Raw genomic sequence first — 17,004 nt, 5'->3', positions numbered from 1 at the left:
CGTGAAAAGGCGGTGTCTTAACCCCTTGACCAACGGACCTGAGCTTTTCAACTCTTTCTATTATACCTACTTTTTTACCTTTGTCAAGAACTTTTTTTCCTCTTTATCAAAATTCTGAAAAGATAAGGGAAAGAGCCAGTTAAACTGACTCCTTCTATTTATCTTGCCAATTAGTCGCGCGTTCCTCTCCCCACCAGTAAGGGATCAATTCAGCAACCTTAATTGTTTTTCTTGTTTCGTAGTCCATCATGAACTCTGCTTCTTTATTTTCAGCATTCAATTCTAAGAGAAATTCTCTGCAAGCGCCACAGGGCATGCCTGATCCTTCGCCGTAGGGAGGTTTATCTCGAAAGGCGAGGATTTTCTTAACTTTAGTTTGTCCTGAAAATTGATACATATTGAAGAGAGCTGCTCGTTCTGCACAGAGATGAAAAACGCCACAAGTGCCCTCCATACAAAATCCTGTGAAGATCTGACCATCTTCTGCTTCTACCGCAGCAACAACATGGTTAGCATAAACAAAGTCAGAAACTTCATGGGGATTGAATAAGGTTCGTGCTTCTTCATACATTTTTTCCCATGTATCCATCGGAAGTCCTTTTTATTTAGAAATCTCTTTGAGCATATTATCAATATGCTGGATAGATTTCTCACGACCTAATAGGTAAATCGTATCTGGAAGTTCTGGTCCATGCATTTCACCTGATACTGCAATACGAATCGGCATGAAGAGGTTTTTCCCTTTAATACCTGTTTCTTTTTGAACTGCTTTGATTTGTGGGAAGATGTTTTCTGTTACAAATTCTTCATCTGTCATTGCTTCTAGCTTCGCTTTGAAGGCTTCTAGAACAACAGGAACGGTTTCTCCTGCCATGACCTCGCGCTCAGCGTCTGTCAACTCTGGGAAATCTGAGAAGAAAAGATCTGTCAGTGGAACAATCTCGTCTACTGATTTCATCTGTGGCTTGTAGAGTTCTACCATTTTCTCTGATTTGTCAGTCAAACGCCCTGCTTCTTCTAGGAAAGGTTTTGCCATTTCAAAGATAGTAGCAAGTTCTGCTCTCTTGATGTAGTCATTGCTCATCCAGTCCAGTTTCTTCTGATCAAAGGCAGCTGGAGACTTGCTGAGGCGGTTTTCGTCAAAGAGTTTAATCAATTCCTCACGAGAGAAAATTTCATCTTCGCCACCTGGATTCCAACCAAGAAGGGCGATAAAGTTAAAGACAGCTTCTGGAAGATAGCCTTTCTTACGATAGTCCTCAATAAATTGAAGGGTGTTGGTGTCACGTTTAGACAATTTTTTCCCTGTTTCAGAGTTGATAATCAAAGTCATGTGACCGAACTCTGGAACTTCCCAACCAAGAGCCTCATAAACCATAAGCTGTTTGGGTGTGTTGGCAATGTGGTCATCTCCACGGATAACATGAGAGATTTGCATATCGTGATCATCAATAACAACGGCAAAGTTGTAAGTCGGGTATCCGTCTTTCTTTTGAATCACCCAGTCACCACCGATATTGCCACCTTCAAACTCGATATCACCTTTGACCATATCATGCCACTTGTAGATACCAGACTCATTGACAGCCAAACGAACAGTTGGGATGATACCAACTGCTTCACGTTCTGCGATGTAAGCTGCTTTTTCTTCTTCGCTCATGCCAAGATATTCATTGATGTAACGTGGTGTTTCGCCAGCTGCTTCTTGGCGTTCGCGTTCAGCTGCCAACTCTTCTTCTGTAACGTATGATTTGTAGGCTTTTCCTTCAGCTAGCAATTGGTCGATGTATTTTTGATAGAGTTCCAAACGCTCTGATTGACGGTAGTTTTCATGAGTTTCTGGGCTCTCATCCCAGTCAATCCCCAACCATCGAAGATTTTCAAGCTGTGAGCGTTCTCCATCCTCAACATGGCGTTTACGGTCAGTATCTTCGATACGAATGATAAAAGTTCCACCATGATGACGTGCGTAAAGGTAGTTAAACAATGCTGTACGGGCATTTCCGATGTGTAGTAGTCCTGTTGGACTTGGTGCGTAGCGTACGCGGATATCTTTTGACATAGTTTCTCCTATAAAGTCTCTAGGCGTCTGCCTTTTTGCTTTCTATATTATATCACAAGTCTCGCCTGAGTCCAATGTCTACGAATAAAGAGAGTAAAAAGAGTGGGCAAGCCACTCTTTTCTTCTATTATAGACGTGCGTTAAGCTCTTTGCTCAATTCTTCAAATCCTGGTTTTCCAAGAAGGGCAAACATGTTACGTTTGTAGGCTTCAACACCTGGTTGGTCAAATGGGTTGATGGCATTCAAGTAACCTGAAAGGGCAATTGCCAATTCGAAGAAGTAGATAGTGTAACCAAGAGTGAAGGCATCTTGCTCAGGAAGAGTTACGTACATGTTTGGCACATCACCGTCAGTGTGGGCAAGAAGAACACCGTCAGTTGCTTTTTTGTTTACAAAGTCAACGTCTTTTCCTTGAAGGTAACCAAGTCCATCAAGGTCTTCTTCCAAAGTAGGAATGATCACGTTCTTACGTGGTTTGTCAACACGGACAACTGTTTCAAACATGATACGAGTTCCCTCTTGGATAAATTGACCCAATGAGTGCAAGTCAGTTGAGAAGTTAGCTGAAGTTGGGTAGATCCCTTTTTGGTCTTTCCCTTCTGACTCACCAGCCAATTGTTTCCACCATTCTGAAAAGTACTGAAGTGATGGCTCATAGTTTACCAAGATTTCAGTAGCGTAGCCTTTACGGTAAAGGATGTTACGAACTGCTGCGTATTGGTAAGCTTCATTTTCAGCAATCTTGTCTGAAGTGTAGTCTTTACGAGCTGCGTTTGCACCTTCCATAAGAGCTTTGATGTCTGCACCTGATGCTGCGATTGGAAGCAAACCAACTGCTGTCAATACTGAGAAACGTCCACCGATGTCATCTGGAACCACAAATGTTTCCCAACCGTTGGCATCTGCTTCAACCTTAACAGCACCTTTTTGGCGGTCAGTTGTAGCGTAGATACGTTTGTTAGCTTCTTCTTGACCGTATTTCTTAACCAAGAGTTCTTTGAAGACACGGAAAGCAATCGCTGGTTCTGTTGTTGTACCTGATTTAGAAATCACATTTACTGAGAAGTCTTTGTCAGCTACGTACTCTACCAAGTCAGCAAGGTAAGTAGATGAGATTGAGTTTCCAGCGTAAAGGATTTGTGGAGCTTTGCGTTCTTCTTTTGTTTGCAAGTTAGCAAAGTGGTGGTTCAAGAAGTCGATGGCGGCTTTGGCACCAAGGTAAGATCCACCGATACCGATTACAACCAAGACATCGCTGTCTGCTTTGATTTGTTCAGCAGCTTTCAAGATGCGGTCAAATTCTTCGCGGTCGTAGTTTTCAGGAAGGTCCAACCAACCTAAAAAGTCGCTACCAGCACCAGTTCCTTTGCGGATCAATTCGTCTGCTGCAGTTACCTGTGCTTGCATGTATTCCACTTCATGTGGGGCAACAAATTTGTCTAAAACTTTTGAATAATCAAATTTAATATGTGACATGATAATCCTCCAAAATTTCTTCTTTTCTATCATAACGCTTACCTTCGATTTTTTCAAGCTTTTTTATTGAATTTGCCCAATTTTTATCAGAATTCAAACGTTTGCGTAAATTTGCTAAAATATAAAAAATCTGAAAGGGCGAATAAAAACGGCTAGAGATTCTAACCGTTACAATTCATTTAATAAATACTCAAATAGTTCTAAATTGCCGTCTTCTTCATTGACCAGAAATTCTGGATGCCACTGCAAGCCGATGATACGATGCTCGTCGATAGACTCAATCGCTTCGATGGTCTGGTCTCTTGGATCAATAGCAGTTACACGGAAATTAGGTGCCAGATCTTTGATACTTTGACGATGGACTGAGTTAACCTGACTTTCTTTGCCAAACAACTTAGCCACCACACTCCCTTCTACTGTCTCAATAGTATGAGAGGTCCCAAAAGGCAAGCCTTGCCAGTGACCTTCAATTTCTTGGTAGAGAGTGCCACCAAAAGCAACATTGACCAGCTGAACTCCGCGACAGATTGCCATAATTGGTTTATTCTGACGGAGCGCTTCTTTCAAGAGAGCTAGTTCAAACTCATCGCGTACAAGGTTGTAATCATCGCTCTCAATGGTCTTTTTCTCTCCATAAAACTGAGGATGGACGTTTTGCCCACCTGTCAAGATGAGTTTGTCAATCATTTCTACATAATCGCGAACAATGGACTCATCCCCTACAGGAATTACTAAAGGAAGACCTCCGACTTGACGAATGCTCTCTGCAAATTTACAGGATACAGATGAGTGGATGTTTTTCCCTTCTGCATCTACAGGACATAGATTTGCAGCAACTCCTACAACCGTTCTAGCCATGATGTGTCTCCTTTCGATTTTCTTGCGACAGTCTTATCTTATCACTCCAACCCTTTCCTGTCTAATATGTTTTTTAAAAGACCGTGATAAGTATTTTTTATGGATAAGAAAAAGCTGCCCAAAAGGACAACTTTTTTCTTATTCAAATACAAATTGATTGTGATAGAGTTCTGAGTAGAAACCGCCGAGTTTGAGCAACTCGTGATGATTCCCACGTTCAATGACCTCTCCATCTTTGAGGACAATAATCTGATCGGCATTGAGGATGGTCTTGAGACGATGGGCAATGACAAAACTGGTTCGTCCTGCTACAACTGCCTCCATGGCATGTTGAATCTTGCTTTCTGTTACGGTATCGACATTGGAAGTCGCTTCATCTAAGATTAGGACTTGAGGATCTGTCATCAAGGTCCGAGCGATGGAAATCAATTGTTTCTGCCCAGTCGAGAAGATATTCTGCTCATCATCAATAAGGGTATCATACTTATCAGGCAGGCTTTCAATGTAGTCATGAATATGAGTTGCCTTGGCAGCTGCTTCGACCATTTCCTGACTGGCATCTGGTACACCGAAGCGGATATTGTCTCGGATTGTCCCACTAAACAAGACCGAATCCTGCAAGACAATCCCGACCTTGCTCCGCAGGCTATCCAAGTCATAGTCACGGATGTCTTTTCCATCAAAGGAAATGCTACCTGCATCCACATCGTAGAAACGATTGATGAGGTTCATGATGGTTGTTTTTCCCGAACCAGTCGGACCGACAACTGCTATCATCTGCCCCTTAGGAGCTGAAATGCTGACATCTTTTAAAATCGGCTTGTCTGGCACATAAGAGAAATCAATGTGACTGATTTCAACGCCTTCTCGCAATTCCGTAAAGGCAGGCGCATTTTGCGGACGAATCTCTTCTTCTGCATCGAACATTTCTTGGATACGATCCGCCCCAGTAAAGGCCAACTGGAGGCTCCCCCAACTCGCAGCCACCTGGATAATCGGCTGGTAGTACTGCTGAGAAAATTGGGTAAACATGACGATCAAACCTAGGGCTGTCGTTGTTTCGATACTTGGATCGTTCAGCAAGACCGCAGAACCTGCAAAAATAACGATGGCCGTATTGACCAAGCTCATCCCATTCATAACAGGAAAGAGGATGCCTGAGAACATTCTCCCTTTAAAGGTTGCCTTGCGCACGCGCTCATTTTGCTCCACAAAGCCTGCTACGATGTCGTCTTGAATTCCTTGTACGATAACAGCTTTCTGTCCAGAAATACTCTCATCCATGTAGGCGTTGAGTTTCCCAACCTCTTTTTGCTGGAGATTGGTGTACTTGCGGGCCATCTTCACGATGAAAACCAACATGAGAAAGGCCACTGGGGTGCTGGCTACTGTTATCAGGGCTAGCGTCACATTTCTTGAAAACATGACAAAAATCAAACCGATGTAAAGAGCAATATTGCTCATGACCTGAACTAGGCTTTCATTGAAGGCTTGAAGGATGTTATCCAAGTCACTCGTGAAGCGAGAAAGGATGTCGCCATCCTGATGGCGGTCAAAGAAAGAAACCGTCAAACGAGAGAGTTTGCCAAAGAGGCCCTTACGCATCTCATTTGTTGACTCAGCAATCACACGGGTCATCAAGGTCATGTAAATCAAACTGGATACCACTAGGGCGAGAACAACCAGAGCTAGATTCAGCATCAGAGCTGACAAACTCTGCCAGGCTAGTTCGGAAGTTCCATTTTGATAAGCCAGAACTAGGTTAGCGAGCTCCGTCACTGCTTGACCTGAAAAAACTGGAAAGAGGGCTTGGGCAATCGTCGCAACTGCAACCATCAGAACCACAATGACAAAGGAGAACTTGTAAACTTTAAAATAATTCCAGAAAAATCGAACGGTTTTCATTTTATTCCTCCTTTCCCTTTTGTGTTTCGTAGATTTCGCGGTAGACGGCATTGTTAGCTACCAAGTCTGCATGCCGTCCTTCTCCAATCAAGCGTCCTTGGTCCAAGACCAAAATCTTGTCTGCATGGACGACTGAACTAATCTTTTGAGCGATGATAATGGTTGTCGTCCCTTTCAGGTCTTTATTCAAAGCTTCCTGTACGAGTCTCTCTGACTTAGCATCCAAGGCTGAAGTCGAATCGTCAAAAATCAGGATACGGGGATTGCTGACAATCCCACGGGCAATGGACATCCGTTGTTTTTGTCCACCAGAAAAATTGGTGCCTCGCTCTTCGACCTGACTCTCAAATTTGTTTTCCATGCGTCCGATAAATTCGCTGGCTTGGGCAATTCGTGCTGCACGTTCCATTTCTGACACGCTGGCATTGCCTTTCCCTTGACGAAGATTATCTGCAATGGTCCCACTAAAGAGAATAGCACGTTGCAAGACAATGGAAACTGTTTTACGTAAGGTTCCCTCGCTGACGTCTCGAATATCCTTGCCACCAATCTTAATAGATCCCTCCTGTGGATCAAACAGTCGTGGAATTAACTGAGCTAGAGTGGACTTCCCTGCTCCAGTCGCTCCAACCACACCGACCATCTGACCAGGCGCAACATCAAAGGTTACATTCTTCAGCATAGGTTCGTCATCATTGGGATAGGTGAAGGTCACATTTTCAAAAGAGAGACTTCCTTCTAACTCTTCATCTGGGAGATCTTTAAAGGTCATCGCTGGCTCGGTATCTAGAATCTCACGGATACGACGCAAAGAAATCATGGCACGGCTGACAGAATTTCCTAAAAATCCAACCATGATAATAGTAAAGATAATCTGGCTGAGATAGTTGATAAAGGAAGCAATCGAGCCCACTACAGACGGATCTGACTGAGCCATGCCTGCTACCAACCAGATAGAGAGAAAGACCGCTCCATAGCCGACTAGCATCATAACGGGTTCTATAACTGAGAAGGCATAACCGATATAAAGATTTTGGCCGAGAAGTTCATCAGAAACCTCGGTAAATTTGTCAAATTGTGCTTTTTCTTGTACAAAGGATTTGACTACGCGCACACCACGTAGATTTTCCTTAGCGATAGCATTGATCCGTTCAAGAAGGGTTTGAAATTTGGCAAATCGTGGCCCCATCATCCCCATCATGATGGCAGTTAGTGCAAAGATTAGGAGCACCATGAGGACAATCACCCACCAAAGCGACGGAAGAGTGTGAACCGCCAAGATAAAGGAACCGATAAAGAGAAGAGGGAGACGGAAAAGAATTTGAAAAGCCATCATCACCACGTTCTGAATTTGGTTGATATCATTGGTCATACGGACGACAAGGTTACCCGCATTGAATTGCTCGATATTGGCATAAGAAAAAGTCTGGATCTTGCGAAAAGCGTCTTCACGAAGGTCCGAAGACACTCCTTGAGCAATGTAGGCTGCAAGCGTTACATTGACCCCACCTGCAACCAGACCGACTAGGGCTACTCCTATCAACCAAGCGCCAATACTATAAATAGCCTCATTTTGTCCGGCCAACAAAGCCTCTAACACCTCTTGCAAATAGCGCGGTTGCAAGAGCGAACTCGCAACCATCAAGCCTGTCATCATTAAGGATGCCAAGGCTTGCCATTTATAGGTTTTTATTTTTTTAATGAGCATATTTCCTCCTAATAAAATAGATAAAGGGAGCGACATCCTGCGTCAGCTCCTTCTCATTCGTTCATATTGATGCTATTCTAGCAAAAAAGAGACATCTTGTCAAAGAAGTCTCCTTATTATAAATTAGTGCGCTTTCATCTACAGGTGATGCATGAAAAGGCTTTTTATGGTAAAATGAAAGGAAGAACTCTTACAAGGAGGAAAAGATGAAGAAACAAACCATCGCTGTCTTGGGTCCTGGTTCTTGGGGAACTGCCCTTTCGCAGGTCCTAAACGACAATGGACACGAGGTTCGAATTTGGGGAAATATTTCTGACCAAATTGATGAAATCAATAACCAACATACAAACAAACGCTACTTCAAAGATATCCTACTCGACGAAAAAATCAAAGCCTATCATGACTTGGAAGAAACACTCAAGGATGTGGATGCTGTTTTATTTGTAGTCCCAACAAAAGTAACGAGACTGGTTGCCCAACAAGTAGCAAAGGTGCTCAATCACAAGGTTGTCATCATGCATGCCTCCAAAGGATTGGAACCAGATAGCCACAAACGTCTATCAACTATTCTTGAAGAGGAAATTCCAGCTGACCTTCGTAGTGAAGTCGTTGTTGTTTCAGGACCTAGCCATGCTGAGGAAACGATTGTACGCGATATTACTTTGATTACCGCAGCCTCCAAAGATCTTGAAACTGCCCAGTACGTCCAAAATCTCTTTAGCAATCACTACTTCCGTCTCTATACTAATACGGATGTTATCGGAGTTGAAACCGCTGGTGCTCTCAAAAACATCATCGCAGTTGGCGCTGGAGCACTACATGGTCTAGGATTTGGCGACAATGCCAAGGCGGCTATCATTGCCCGTGGCTTGGCTGAAATCACCCGTCTAGGGGTCGCTCTTGGAGCCAATCCTCTGACTTATAGCGGGCTTTCTGGAGTTGGGGATTTGATCGTAACGGGGACATCTGTCCACTCTCGTAACTGGAGGGCCGGTGATGCTCTCGGTCGTGGAGAATCCCTCGCAGACATCGAAGCAAACATGGGCATGGTCATCGAAGGCATTTCAACAACTCGAGCAGCTTACGAGCTGGCTCAGGAATTGGGTGTCTACATGCCAATCACACAGGCTATTTACCGAGTCATCTACGAAGGTGTCAACATCAAAGAAGCAATCACTGACATCATGAGCAATGAATTTAAAGCAGAAAACGAATGGTCGTAGACCCTTATAGAAAGGAACATCATGAAACAAAAAGTCAGAAAAGCAGTCATCCCTGCAGCTGGATTGGGAACTCGCTTCCTCCCAGCAACTAAGGCCTTGGCCAAGGAAATGTTGCCAATCGTAGACAAGCCAACTATCCAGTTTATCGTTGAAGAAGCCCTCAAATCTGGAATCGAAGACATCTTGGTTGTTACTGGTAAGTCAAAACGTTCCATCGAGGACCACTTCGATTCAAACTTCGAATTGGAATATAACCTTAAAGAAAAAGGGAAAACCGATCTTTTGAAGCTGGTTGATGAGACAACCGGCATGCGCCTGCATTTTATCCGCCAAACACATCCACGTGGTCTCGGCGATGCTGTTTTGCAAGCCAAAGCTTTCGTTGGAAATGAACCTTTTGTCGTTATGCTTGGTGATGATTTGATGGATATCACGGACGAAAAGGCTGTTCCACTTACCAAACAACTCATGGATGACTACGAGCGTACCCACGCGTCTACTATCGCTGTTATGCCAGTCCCTCACGACGAAGTCTCTGCTTACGGGGTTATTGCTCCACAAGGCGAAGGAAAAGACGGCCTTTATAGCGTTGAAACCTTCGTTGAAAAACCTGCACCAGAGGATGCTCCTAGCGACCTTGCTATCATCGGACGCTACCTCCTCACTCCTGAAATTTTCCAAATCCTCGAAAACCAAGCTCCAGGTGCAGGAAATGAAATTCAGCTGACAGATGCAATCGATACCCTCAATAAAACACAACGTGTATTTGCTCGTGAGTTCAAAGGGGCTCGTTACGATGTCGGAGATAAGTTTGGCTTTATGAAAACCTCCATCGACTACGCTCTCAAACACCCCCAAGTTAAAGATGACTTGAAAGACTACCTCATCCAACTCGGAAAAGAGTTAGCTGAGGGAGAATAGAAGAAAAACAAAGCTCTTAAATAAGGGCTTTGTTTTTTGTTGACGATTGCAACAAAAAAGCCATCTTTGCAGATGACTTATTAGCAACCGAATCGGTGCTCGCATTTAACTATCCCCCCTACACATAGGTCATTCCCTTATAGCAAAGGAAAATGGCTAGTGCGATAAAAAGTACAGTTGCTCCGATTCGCTGGCTGGTACTGTACATCCTTCTCTCCCATTTGACTGGAAAGATGACTGCTAGAAAGGCACCGCCTACTGCACCTCCGATATGGCCTGCTAGGCTGATTCCTGGAATCAGAACACTTCCAATGATATTTATCACGAAAAGTGTCAGATAGGATTGCCCCAACTGCTGAATATAGGGGTTGCGAGTTGCGTAACGCAGGACGATAATCGCAGCAAATAACCCGTAGAGAGAAGTGGATGCTCCAGCTGCGACAACTTTCGGTGTAAATGCAAACACAAAGAGATTGCCCATCATTCCTGATAAGAGATAGAGAAGGAAGAACTGCTTGGAGCCGAAAATCTCCTCAACCTGTCGTCCAAGAAAGTAGAGCGAAATCATATTGACAATGAAATGCTCCCATCCAATATGCACAAATATAGCCGAAAAAAGGCGCCAAATCTGCTCAGGGAACAGGCGAATGATCGGTCCATACATGGCTCCAAACTGAAGCAAGGTATCTGCTCGTTCAAAATTTAAACCTGTAAGAACCAACATCAAGAGAAAGACCAATGCGGTTACTAGGAGGAAGAAACTAGTCACAGGATAACGTTTATCAAAGATTTCCTTCATAGATTAGCACCTCCTGGACGGGAATATCATGGTCTTCCAAGTTAAACTCCTGAATTTGACAAGGATAAACCGTACTCAAAGTATGACCAGTAAAATGTTCTAGATAGCGGTCGTAGTATCCTCCACCATATCCGATTCGATAGCCTTCTGTCGTAAAAGCTAGCCCTGGAACATGAATCAAATCAATCTGAGACAGTTCCACCACTTCCAAGTCTCCTTGCGGTTCCAGTAAACCAAAGGAAGTTTTTACCAACTGCTGCGGATGATAGACCACAAACTCCATGCGCCCCTTGGGATAGGTTTTGGGTATCAAAACCTTCTTGCCGTCCTTCAGCGCCTGCTCAATCAGTTCTTGCGTTTGAAATTCATGAGGGAAAGAGAGATAGGTTGCGATGTTCTTAGCTTCTTGGTAAAAGGGATGATGTAAGAAACGCTCGGTTAAAGCTCGATCCATAGCCCGTTTTTGCTCCTGAGATAAAGCCTTCATTTCTTGCAAAATTTTCTTGCGTAGTTCTGCTTTCATAGACAATTCCTCTACTCTGCTGCCTTCTTTTTTAAGAAACTAGAGACTGCATCTACCCCAATGGCTATGGCTTCTTCCTTAGGACTCATCTGAGGGTGATGAAGAGCGTAGGGACTATCGATACCTAGCCAGAACATAACGCCATCTACCTTCGAAAGGAGATAACCAAAGTCCTCGCCTGTCATAGCAGGCTCGATATCAATCAACTCGATTCCATCTTTCTCTTCAAAAAAGTCCATCAGTTCACGCGCCAAGGCTGGATTGTTCTCAACAGGTAGGTAGCCTCCTTGCTTGAGTTCTACTTCGACTTCCATATCAAAGGCTGCTGCAACCCCTTCTGCGACTGTCTTGACTCTTTTTTGTACCAAGAGGCTCATTTCCTGAGTCAAGGCGCGAATGGTTCCATGCAAAAAGGCTGTGTCTGTAATGACATTATTGGTTGTTCCAGCTTGGAAAAGGCCAAAGGTCACCACCGCTCCCTCGATGGGATTGACATTGCGGCTGACAACTGACTGTACTTGGGTTACAAAGTAACTAGCAGCCACCAAGGCGTCATTGGCTTCATGCGGAAAGGCTGCATGTCCCCCTTTTCCTTTGAAACGAATCTTCACCTCACAAGTCCCTGCAAAGAGCGTATGGGTATTGGTCGCAATCTGTCCAACCTTTAGATCCGGACGAACATGGAGTCCATAAAACTGGTCTGGTAGCCAGTCTCCAAAAGCACCGTCCTCATACATGAGCATGCCACCAGCTTCATTTTCTTCAGCAGGCTGAAATAGAAAGAGCAAATTATTCTTGGGTTGTTCCTCCAGGGCGCGTTCGAGACAGCCTAAGGCAATAGTCATATGAAAATCATGGCCACAAGCATGCATGCGACCTTGGTGCTGAGAGGCGAAAGGCAGTCCTGTTTGTTCGACGATAGGCAGGCCATCAATATCTGTTCGCCAGCCAATAGTCTTCTTTGGCTGGCTTCCCTGCAAATAGACCAAAACCCCTGTTCGCCAAATACGAATTTGAACAAAATCCTTGCCCGTAGTCAATTTCTCAATCACATCCAGCAAATAAGCCTGAGTCTTGAACTCTTCCAAGCCAATCTCTGGAATCTGGTGTAAATCTCGTCTAGTCTGAATCAAATCTAACATCTATCGATCCTCCTTTTGATAGAAGAAAGAGGCTGGAAGAAGTATCCGCCTCTTTTTATTTTTACAAGGTACGAAGCGCATCCTCTAGCGCTGTTTTTTGTTGGGTTTGGGCATCAATTTCTTTGATGATACGAGCTGGAACACCTGCCACTACCACGTTTTCTGGAACATCTTGGGTAACAATAGCTCCTGCTGCAACAACTGAACCACTGCCGATTTGGACCCCTTCGATCACCACTGCATTGGCACCGATAAGAACATTATCTCCGACACGGACTGGTTCAGCGCTAGCTGGCTCAATCACACCCGCCAAAACTGCACCTGCACCAACGTGACTGTTTTTCCCAACGATAGCACGACCTCCAAGGATGGCACCCATGTCAATCATGGTTCCAGCACCGATTTCAGCACCGATATTGACAACAGCTCCCATCATGATAACAGCATTGTCACCAATTTCAACCTGGTCACGGATAATAGCACCTGGCTCGATACGAGCATTGATCGCACGTTTGTCTAGCAAAGGAACTGCAGAATTACGAGCATCTTGCTCGACAACATAATCTTGATTTTCTACCAAACCTTCAAGAAGCGGAGCAACATCCTTCCAGTCTCCGAATAAAACATTTCCTAGTTTGACAACAGAGCTAGGTACAGCAGTTGCAAGTTCTCCTTCAAAGGTTACTTTGACACTGGTTTTCTTTTCAGCATTGGCGATAAATTGGATAATTTCTTGAGCGTTCATTTTTGTAGCAGTCATAGGTGCCTCCTGGTTCGTTATAATGATACCTATTCTACCAAAAAAGGCTTCAAATTTGAAGCCTCAACTATCAAATAATCATCTTTACTGGGCTTGTTTTGCTTCCTCTACAGATAAAAAAATCATCGGAACGATAATCAACACCATAGCTAAGGCCAAAAAACCATCCATGACCATTCCCAGAAAAAGAACACTTAATAAAGCTGAAGAGAGCGGTTCGCTAGCACTCACCACTGATACAACCAGCGGGGAAACGAGTGACACAGCCTTCATAGATAGGAAGAAGGCAAAAGCTGTACCAAACACGGCAATCGTCAGACAAATCAGCACACTTACCAGATCCACTTGAAAACTTATCCGATAAATAGGGTAGAGGAAATTACTAAAGAGACCTGCCAGAATCATCCCCCAACCAACAGTCGGAACAAATCCGTAGCGCCGTGCAAAGCGTTGGGGAAGGATAACATTAAACATGACCCCTACTGCACTGAGCAAACCTGTCACTAGAGCCAAAGGTGTCATGGATAACTGGGACAAATCCCCTTTTGTAGCCATCAAAAAAACACCTAGCATGGCAATCAAAACATAGAACACAGCTGTAATAGAAGCCTTCTTCTGGTAAATGATTCGATTGTAAAACAGGATAAAAACAGGGCTGATAAATTGCAAAATGGTCGCCGTCGTCGCATTGGAATACTCAACGCAGAGATAGAAGAAAAACTGCACAGAAAAAATACCTAGAATAGCATAGGCTAAAAAAGGTAGATAATTTTTCTTATCACGCCAGATGTCCAACAAGCGGCTACGCAACTGAAAGGCAGATAGACCTAAAACCAAACTCCCCGCCACTAGTAAACGCATAGAAGTAATCCATCCAGAAGACACTGGATAATGAGTGAAAAAATACTCTCCTAAAATCCCACAAATCCCCCAGATTAGGCCTGAGAGTAGCGAATATACTGTTCCCTTAACAATCTTTTTCTGATAATGATTCATATTATTATTGTAACACGAAACCAACAAAGAAAAAAGTAGCAACAAGGAGAAATTACTAACCTTGCTACTACTCTTTCCTAACGATTAAATAGACGTGAACGTCCTGAAGAACCACTTTGAGTATTGCCACTCGAACTTGAACTTCCAGAGCTACTGCTTGAACTTGAGCTTGGAGGAGTCACTGCTGGAATGCTTCCTAGAATATTCTTCCATGCGTTCAGATAATCTGCATCGCTTCCTCCAATAGCAAAGCGATAGGTGGTCACTGGCGCGCCTTCTTTAGTCGCCCAGTAGCTCGTTACTGTTGATCCAGAAACTTCTATTTCTTTTCCATTGATGGAAACCTTGCCTGGTTTTTGTCCTGTAGATCGGAGAACTTGCGACTTGGTCACACTTGGATCCAGATTAAAGCGTTCATTCCCCCATATTCCAGGTTCAGCTTGCTGAATGGCATTGACCAAGTGGGCCATATAGTTGGCATTGCGGTAGTGACCTGCTCCTTTGGCTAGTGGTCGGTTGTCGTCGTGACCTAACCAGCCACCCAAAGTCAAGCGAGGTGTAGAAAGCATGAGCCACATATTTTCATCTTCATTGGTCGTACCAGTTTTTCCGATCCAGTCAGCACGAGCGAGGGATGGATTGATAGTCGTCAAGTCCGTCTGGAAACTCGAGGTAATCCGAGACGAGATAACATCCCGAAGGAGACTTTGCATAATGGTTGCTGTCGCTTTTGAATAAACTTGGACAGGCTCATCCTTGTGCTCGTATACCAATCGGCCATCCGTTGACTCGATCTTCGCGATCATATGTTTCTTATGGTAAACTCCATTGTTGGCCAGAGTTTGATACCCGTTGGTATGCTGGGCAACTGTAACGTCAATCCCCCCACCCATCGGTAAACTTTCAATACCATATTCTGGGATTTCGTAACCCATTTTTTCCATATAGCCTTTGACATCAACACCCTTCTCTCGAAGCGTACGATACGTCCAGTAGGCTGGGATATTCCATGAGTAGTTAAGGGCTTCTCCCAATGTCATCATGCCCGTACCAGGACTATTGACATACATGATGGGATTCCCATTTGAGAAGTTGGTAGGATAGTTTGACAAGATACTTGCACTTCCCATCAAACCTTGGTCAATAGCGATACCATAGGCCAATATAGGTTTTGTGGTTGAAGCTGGAGAACGCTTGGTATCAATAGCGTGATTGTTCTGATTTTCTTGATAATTACGACCACCAACAAATCCAAGGATAGCTCCCGTTTGGTTGTCCATGAGGACATTCCCCACCTCAGGCTGGCCTGTCGAATCATCTAGCAAATAGCCGTAGGTCGCAACCGCATTTTGCATCGCAGCATGAACATTTTTATTGATAGTTGTCGTAATCTTATATCCACCATTTTCAATTTCCTTAGCGGCTAGATCACGATAGGATTTCTGAATGGACTCATTCTTTAATTCTTGCGCAGAAACATTATCTCGTTGGACGAGGTAGTCGTACATGCGATCAGTAGCTTCTGCCAAGGTTGCATAGTAGAGATAGTCACGCGAAGTACCGCTAACACTACCTGATGGTAGGAAATCTTTCTTAAAGTCATAATCTTTGTACTTATCGTAGTCTTCCTGACTTAGAGCCCCTGTCCGGTACATATTGTAGAGGACATCCTTGGCACGCTTAATTCCCAAAGCCATGTCCTCATCACTCTTCATACTACCATCAGATTCATAAGGAGAATAACTGATTGGACTCTGTGGCAACCCTGCGATAAAGGCAGCTTGAGGGATCGTTAAATCCGAAGCATTGACCCCAAAGATTCCTTCTGCAGCCTGCTGGGCACCTGCAATATTTTGACCTTTATGATTGCGACCAAAAGGAGCTATGTTAAGGTAGGTTGTCAAAATCTCATCCTTACCCATAGCCCGTTCTAAAGCTAGAGCATCAATAATCTCTTTAGCCTTACGAGCTAGAGTTGGAGCATCCCCCACCACTTGCTGCTTGATGACCTGCTGGGTCAAGGTCGAACCACCACTAGACGAGCCTAGACCGACAAAGGTTCCCAAGGTCGCACGAATAACGGCCTTAGGCACAACTCCCTTGTGCTCATTGAAATGCTCGTCCTCTGTCGCAACAATGGCTTTCTTAAGGTTGTCTGAGATAGCATCTGAAGCGACTGAAGTGCGCAATAAATCGCCCTCGATCGAGGCAATGGTACTGCCGTCAGAATAAGTGATTTCTGAGATGGAGGCAATATCCTTCACTTGCTTGACCAACTCTTCTGCTTGAGGGACCTGGGCCTTGTCAAATAGAGCGACTCCATAACCCATAGCTACACCAGCGCCAAACAGTCCACCGATAAAGCCTAGGATAAAGAGAGTGTTAAAAACTATTTTAAACCCACTCAAAACTTTAGCAAAAATAGACCCAGCCTTTCTAACTTTGTCAGAAGAGGCCCCCTTTTTACCGGTTTTCTTATTAGCCAGTTTTTCTGCTAGTCTTTTCTTCCATTTTACAATTCGTTGCATTAGCTGCTGGAAAAAATGCAGCATTTTTGTTTTTAATTCATTAATTCTTTCTTTCATGAATGTCCTCGCTTTCTCTATTATACCATAAAAGGGAAACTTTCA

General features: G+C 44.0%; 14 protein-coding genes. 2 read left to right on the top strand and 12 right to left on the bottom strand.

Features of this window, described 5'->3' with window-relative positions:
* Positions 1-154 precede the first annotated feature (154 nt).
* The 6 genes from GMD3S_RS0204580 to GMD3S_RS0204555 form a co-directional block, all read right to left on the bottom strand.
* Entirely contained in the window at positions 155-589 is a 435-nt protein-coding gene (locus GMD3S_RS0204580) for a cytidine deaminase family protein (RefSeq protein WP_000382004.1), read from the bottom strand.
* Positions 590-601: 12 nt separating this feature from the next.
* Positions 602-2,062 (bottom strand): glutamate--tRNA ligase, encoded by a 1,461-nt coding sequence (gltX, locus tag GMD3S_RS0204575; RefSeq protein WP_000031046.1) that lies wholly within the window; start codon positions 2,060-2,062, stop codon positions 602-604.
* A 127-nt stretch (positions 2,063-2,189) separates the two neighbouring features.
* Positions 2,190-3,539 carry a glucose-6-phosphate isomerase gene (locus GMD3S_RS0204570; RefSeq protein WP_000018241.1) on the bottom strand — a complete coding sequence of 450 codons (1,350 nt, stop codon included), beginning with the start codon at positions 3,537-3,539 and terminating at the stop codon, positions 2,190-2,192.
* A 168-nt stretch (positions 3,540-3,707) separates the two neighbouring features.
* Positions 3,708-4,397: a gamma-glutamyl-gamma-aminobutyrate hydrolase family protein gene (locus GMD3S_RS0204565; protein WP_000124763.1), complete on the bottom strand. Its 690-nt coding sequence runs from the start codon at positions 4,395-4,397 to the stop codon at positions 3,708-3,710.
* A 138-nt stretch (positions 4,398-4,535) separates the two neighbouring features.
* On the bottom strand, positions 4,536-6,302 hold the full coding sequence (locus GMD3S_RS0204560; protein WP_000859993.1) for an ABC transporter ATP-binding protein: 1,767 nt from the start codon (positions 6,300-6,302) through the stop codon (positions 4,536-4,538).
* Position 6,303: 1 nt separating this feature from the next.
* Positions 6,304-8,010 (bottom strand): ABC transporter ATP-binding protein, encoded by a 1,707-nt coding sequence (locus tag GMD3S_RS0204555; RefSeq protein ID WP_000905730.1) that lies wholly within the window; start codon positions 8,008-8,010, stop codon positions 6,304-6,306.
* A gap of 206 nt (positions 8,011-8,216) precedes the next feature.
* Here GMD3S_RS0204555 and GMD3S_RS0204550 point away from each other — a divergent pair, with 206 nt between their 5' ends.
* Together GMD3S_RS0204550 and galU are read left to right on the top strand one after the other, a co-directional pair.
* Positions 8,217-9,233, top strand: a complete 1,017-nt coding sequence (locus GMD3S_RS0204550; RefSeq protein WP_000745029.1) for an NAD(P)H-dependent glycerol-3-phosphate dehydrogenase — start codon at positions 8,217-8,219, stop codon at positions 9,231-9,233.
* A 21-nt stretch (positions 9,234-9,254) separates the two neighbouring features.
* Complete coding sequence (gene galU / locus GMD3S_RS0204545; protein WP_000811022.1) at positions 9,255-10,154, top strand: UTP--glucose-1-phosphate uridylyltransferase GalU; 900 nt, start codon at positions 9,255-9,257, stop codon at positions 10,152-10,154.
* A gap of 118 nt (positions 10,155-10,272) precedes the next feature.
* Here the strand turns inward: galU and GMD3S_RS0204540 are convergent, their stop codons facing one another.
* The 6 genes from GMD3S_RS0204540 to pbp1b all read right to left on the bottom strand — a co-directional run bounded on the left by GMD3S_RS0204540 (position 10,273) and on the right by pbp1b (position 16,959).
* The gene (locus tag GMD3S_RS0204540) at positions 10,273-10,953 is read right to left on the bottom strand and encodes a rhomboid family intramembrane serine protease (protein ID WP_000658477.1); all 681 of its coding nucleotides are present in this window, start codon (positions 10,951-10,953) and stop codon (positions 10,273-10,275) included.
* Positions 10,937-11,476: a 5-formyltetrahydrofolate cyclo-ligase gene (locus tag GMD3S_RS0204535; RefSeq protein ID WP_000642760.1), complete on the bottom strand. Its 540-nt coding sequence runs from the start codon at positions 11,474-11,476 to the stop codon at positions 10,937-10,939. The genes GMD3S_RS0204540 and GMD3S_RS0204535 overlap by 17 nt, the downstream gene beginning before the upstream one ends.
* A gap of 11 nt (positions 11,477-11,487) precedes the next feature.
* Positions 11,488-12,618 carry an N-acetyldiaminopimelate deacetylase gene (locus GMD3S_RS0204530; protein ID WP_000885096.1) on the bottom strand — a complete coding sequence of 377 codons (1,131 nt, stop codon included), beginning with the start codon at positions 12,616-12,618 and terminating at the stop codon, positions 11,488-11,490.
* Between the two features lie 61 nt (positions 12,619-12,679).
* A complete protein-coding gene (gene dapD / locus GMD3S_RS0204525; RefSeq protein WP_000127448.1) occupies positions 12,680-13,378 on the bottom strand; it encodes a 2,3,4,5-tetrahydropyridine-2,6-dicarboxylate N-acetyltransferase in 699 nt (232 codons plus the stop codon).
* 84 nt (positions 13,379-13,462) lie between these two features.
* The gene (locus tag GMD3S_RS0204520; RefSeq protein WP_008284424.1) at positions 13,463-14,374 is read right to left on the bottom strand and encodes a DMT family transporter; all 912 of its coding nucleotides are present in this window, start codon (positions 14,372-14,374) and stop codon (positions 13,463-13,465) included.
* 77 nt (positions 14,375-14,451) lie between these two features.
* Positions 14,452-16,959: a penicillin-binding protein PBP1B gene (gene pbp1b, locus GMD3S_RS0204515; RefSeq protein ID WP_000664444.1), complete on the bottom strand. Its 2,508-nt coding sequence runs from the start codon at positions 16,957-16,959 to the stop codon at positions 14,452-14,454.
* Positions 16,960-17,004 lie beyond the last annotated feature (45 nt).

This window comes from Streptococcus sp. GMD3S (genome assembly GCF_000298695.2).
Lineage (GTDB): Bacteria > Bacillota > Bacilli > Lactobacillales > Streptococcaceae > Streptococcus.
The sequence above is the reverse complement of the archived record's forward strand: the minus strand, read 5'-3'. Positions and strand labels throughout refer to the sequence as shown.

Bases quoted from the DNA above. Each gene is read 5' to 3' on its own strand.
- GMD3S_RS0204580 (WP_000382004.1), bottom strand. From the start codon at position 589: ATGGATACATGGGAAAAAATGTATGAAGAAGCACGAACCTTATTCAAT.
- gltX (WP_000031046.1), bottom strand. From the start codon at position 2,062: ATGTCAAAAGATATCCGCGTACGCTACGCACCAAGTCCAACAGGACTA.
- GMD3S_RS0204570 (WP_000018241.1), bottom strand. From the start codon at position 3,539: ATGTCACATATTAAATTTGATTATTCAAAAGTTTTAGACAAATTTGTT.
- GMD3S_RS0204565 (WP_000124763.1), bottom strand. From the start codon at position 4,397: ATGGCTAGAACGGTTGTAGGAGTTGCTGCAAATCTATGTCCTGTAGAT.
- GMD3S_RS0204560 (WP_000859993.1), bottom strand. From the start codon at position 6,302: ATGAAAACCGTTCGATTTTTCTGGAATTATTTTAAAGTTTACAAGTTC.
- GMD3S_RS0204555 (WP_000905730.1), bottom strand. From the start codon at position 8,010: ATGCTCATTAAAAAAATAAAAACCTATAAATGGCAAGCCTTGGCATCC.
- GMD3S_RS0204550 (WP_000745029.1), top strand. From the start codon at position 8,217: ATGAAGAAACAAACCATCGCTGTCTTGGGTCCTGGTTCTTGGGGAACT.
- galU (WP_000811022.1), top strand. From the start codon at position 9,255: ATGAAACAAAAAGTCAGAAAAGCAGTCATCCCTGCAGCTGGATTGGGA.
- GMD3S_RS0204540 (WP_000658477.1), bottom strand. From the start codon at position 10,953: ATGAAGGAAATCTTTGATAAACGTTATCCTGTGACTAGTTTCTTCCTC.
- GMD3S_RS0204535 (WP_000642760.1), bottom strand. From the start codon at position 11,476: ATGAAAGCAGAACTACGCAAGAAAATTTTGCAAGAAATGAAGGCTTTA.
- GMD3S_RS0204530 (WP_000885096.1), bottom strand. From the start codon at position 12,618: ATGTTAGATTTGATTCAGACTAGACGAGATTTACACCAGATTCCAGAG.
- dapD (WP_000127448.1), bottom strand. From the start codon at position 13,378: ATGACTGCTACAAAAATGAACGCTCAAGAAATTATCCAATTTATCGCC.
- GMD3S_RS0204520 (WP_008284424.1), bottom strand. From the start codon at position 14,374: ATGAATCATTATCAGAAAAAGATTGTTAAGGGAACAGTATATTCGCTA.
- pbp1b (WP_000664444.1), bottom strand. From the start codon at position 16,959: ATGAAAGAAAGAATTAATGAATTAAAAACAAAAATGCTGCATTTTTTC.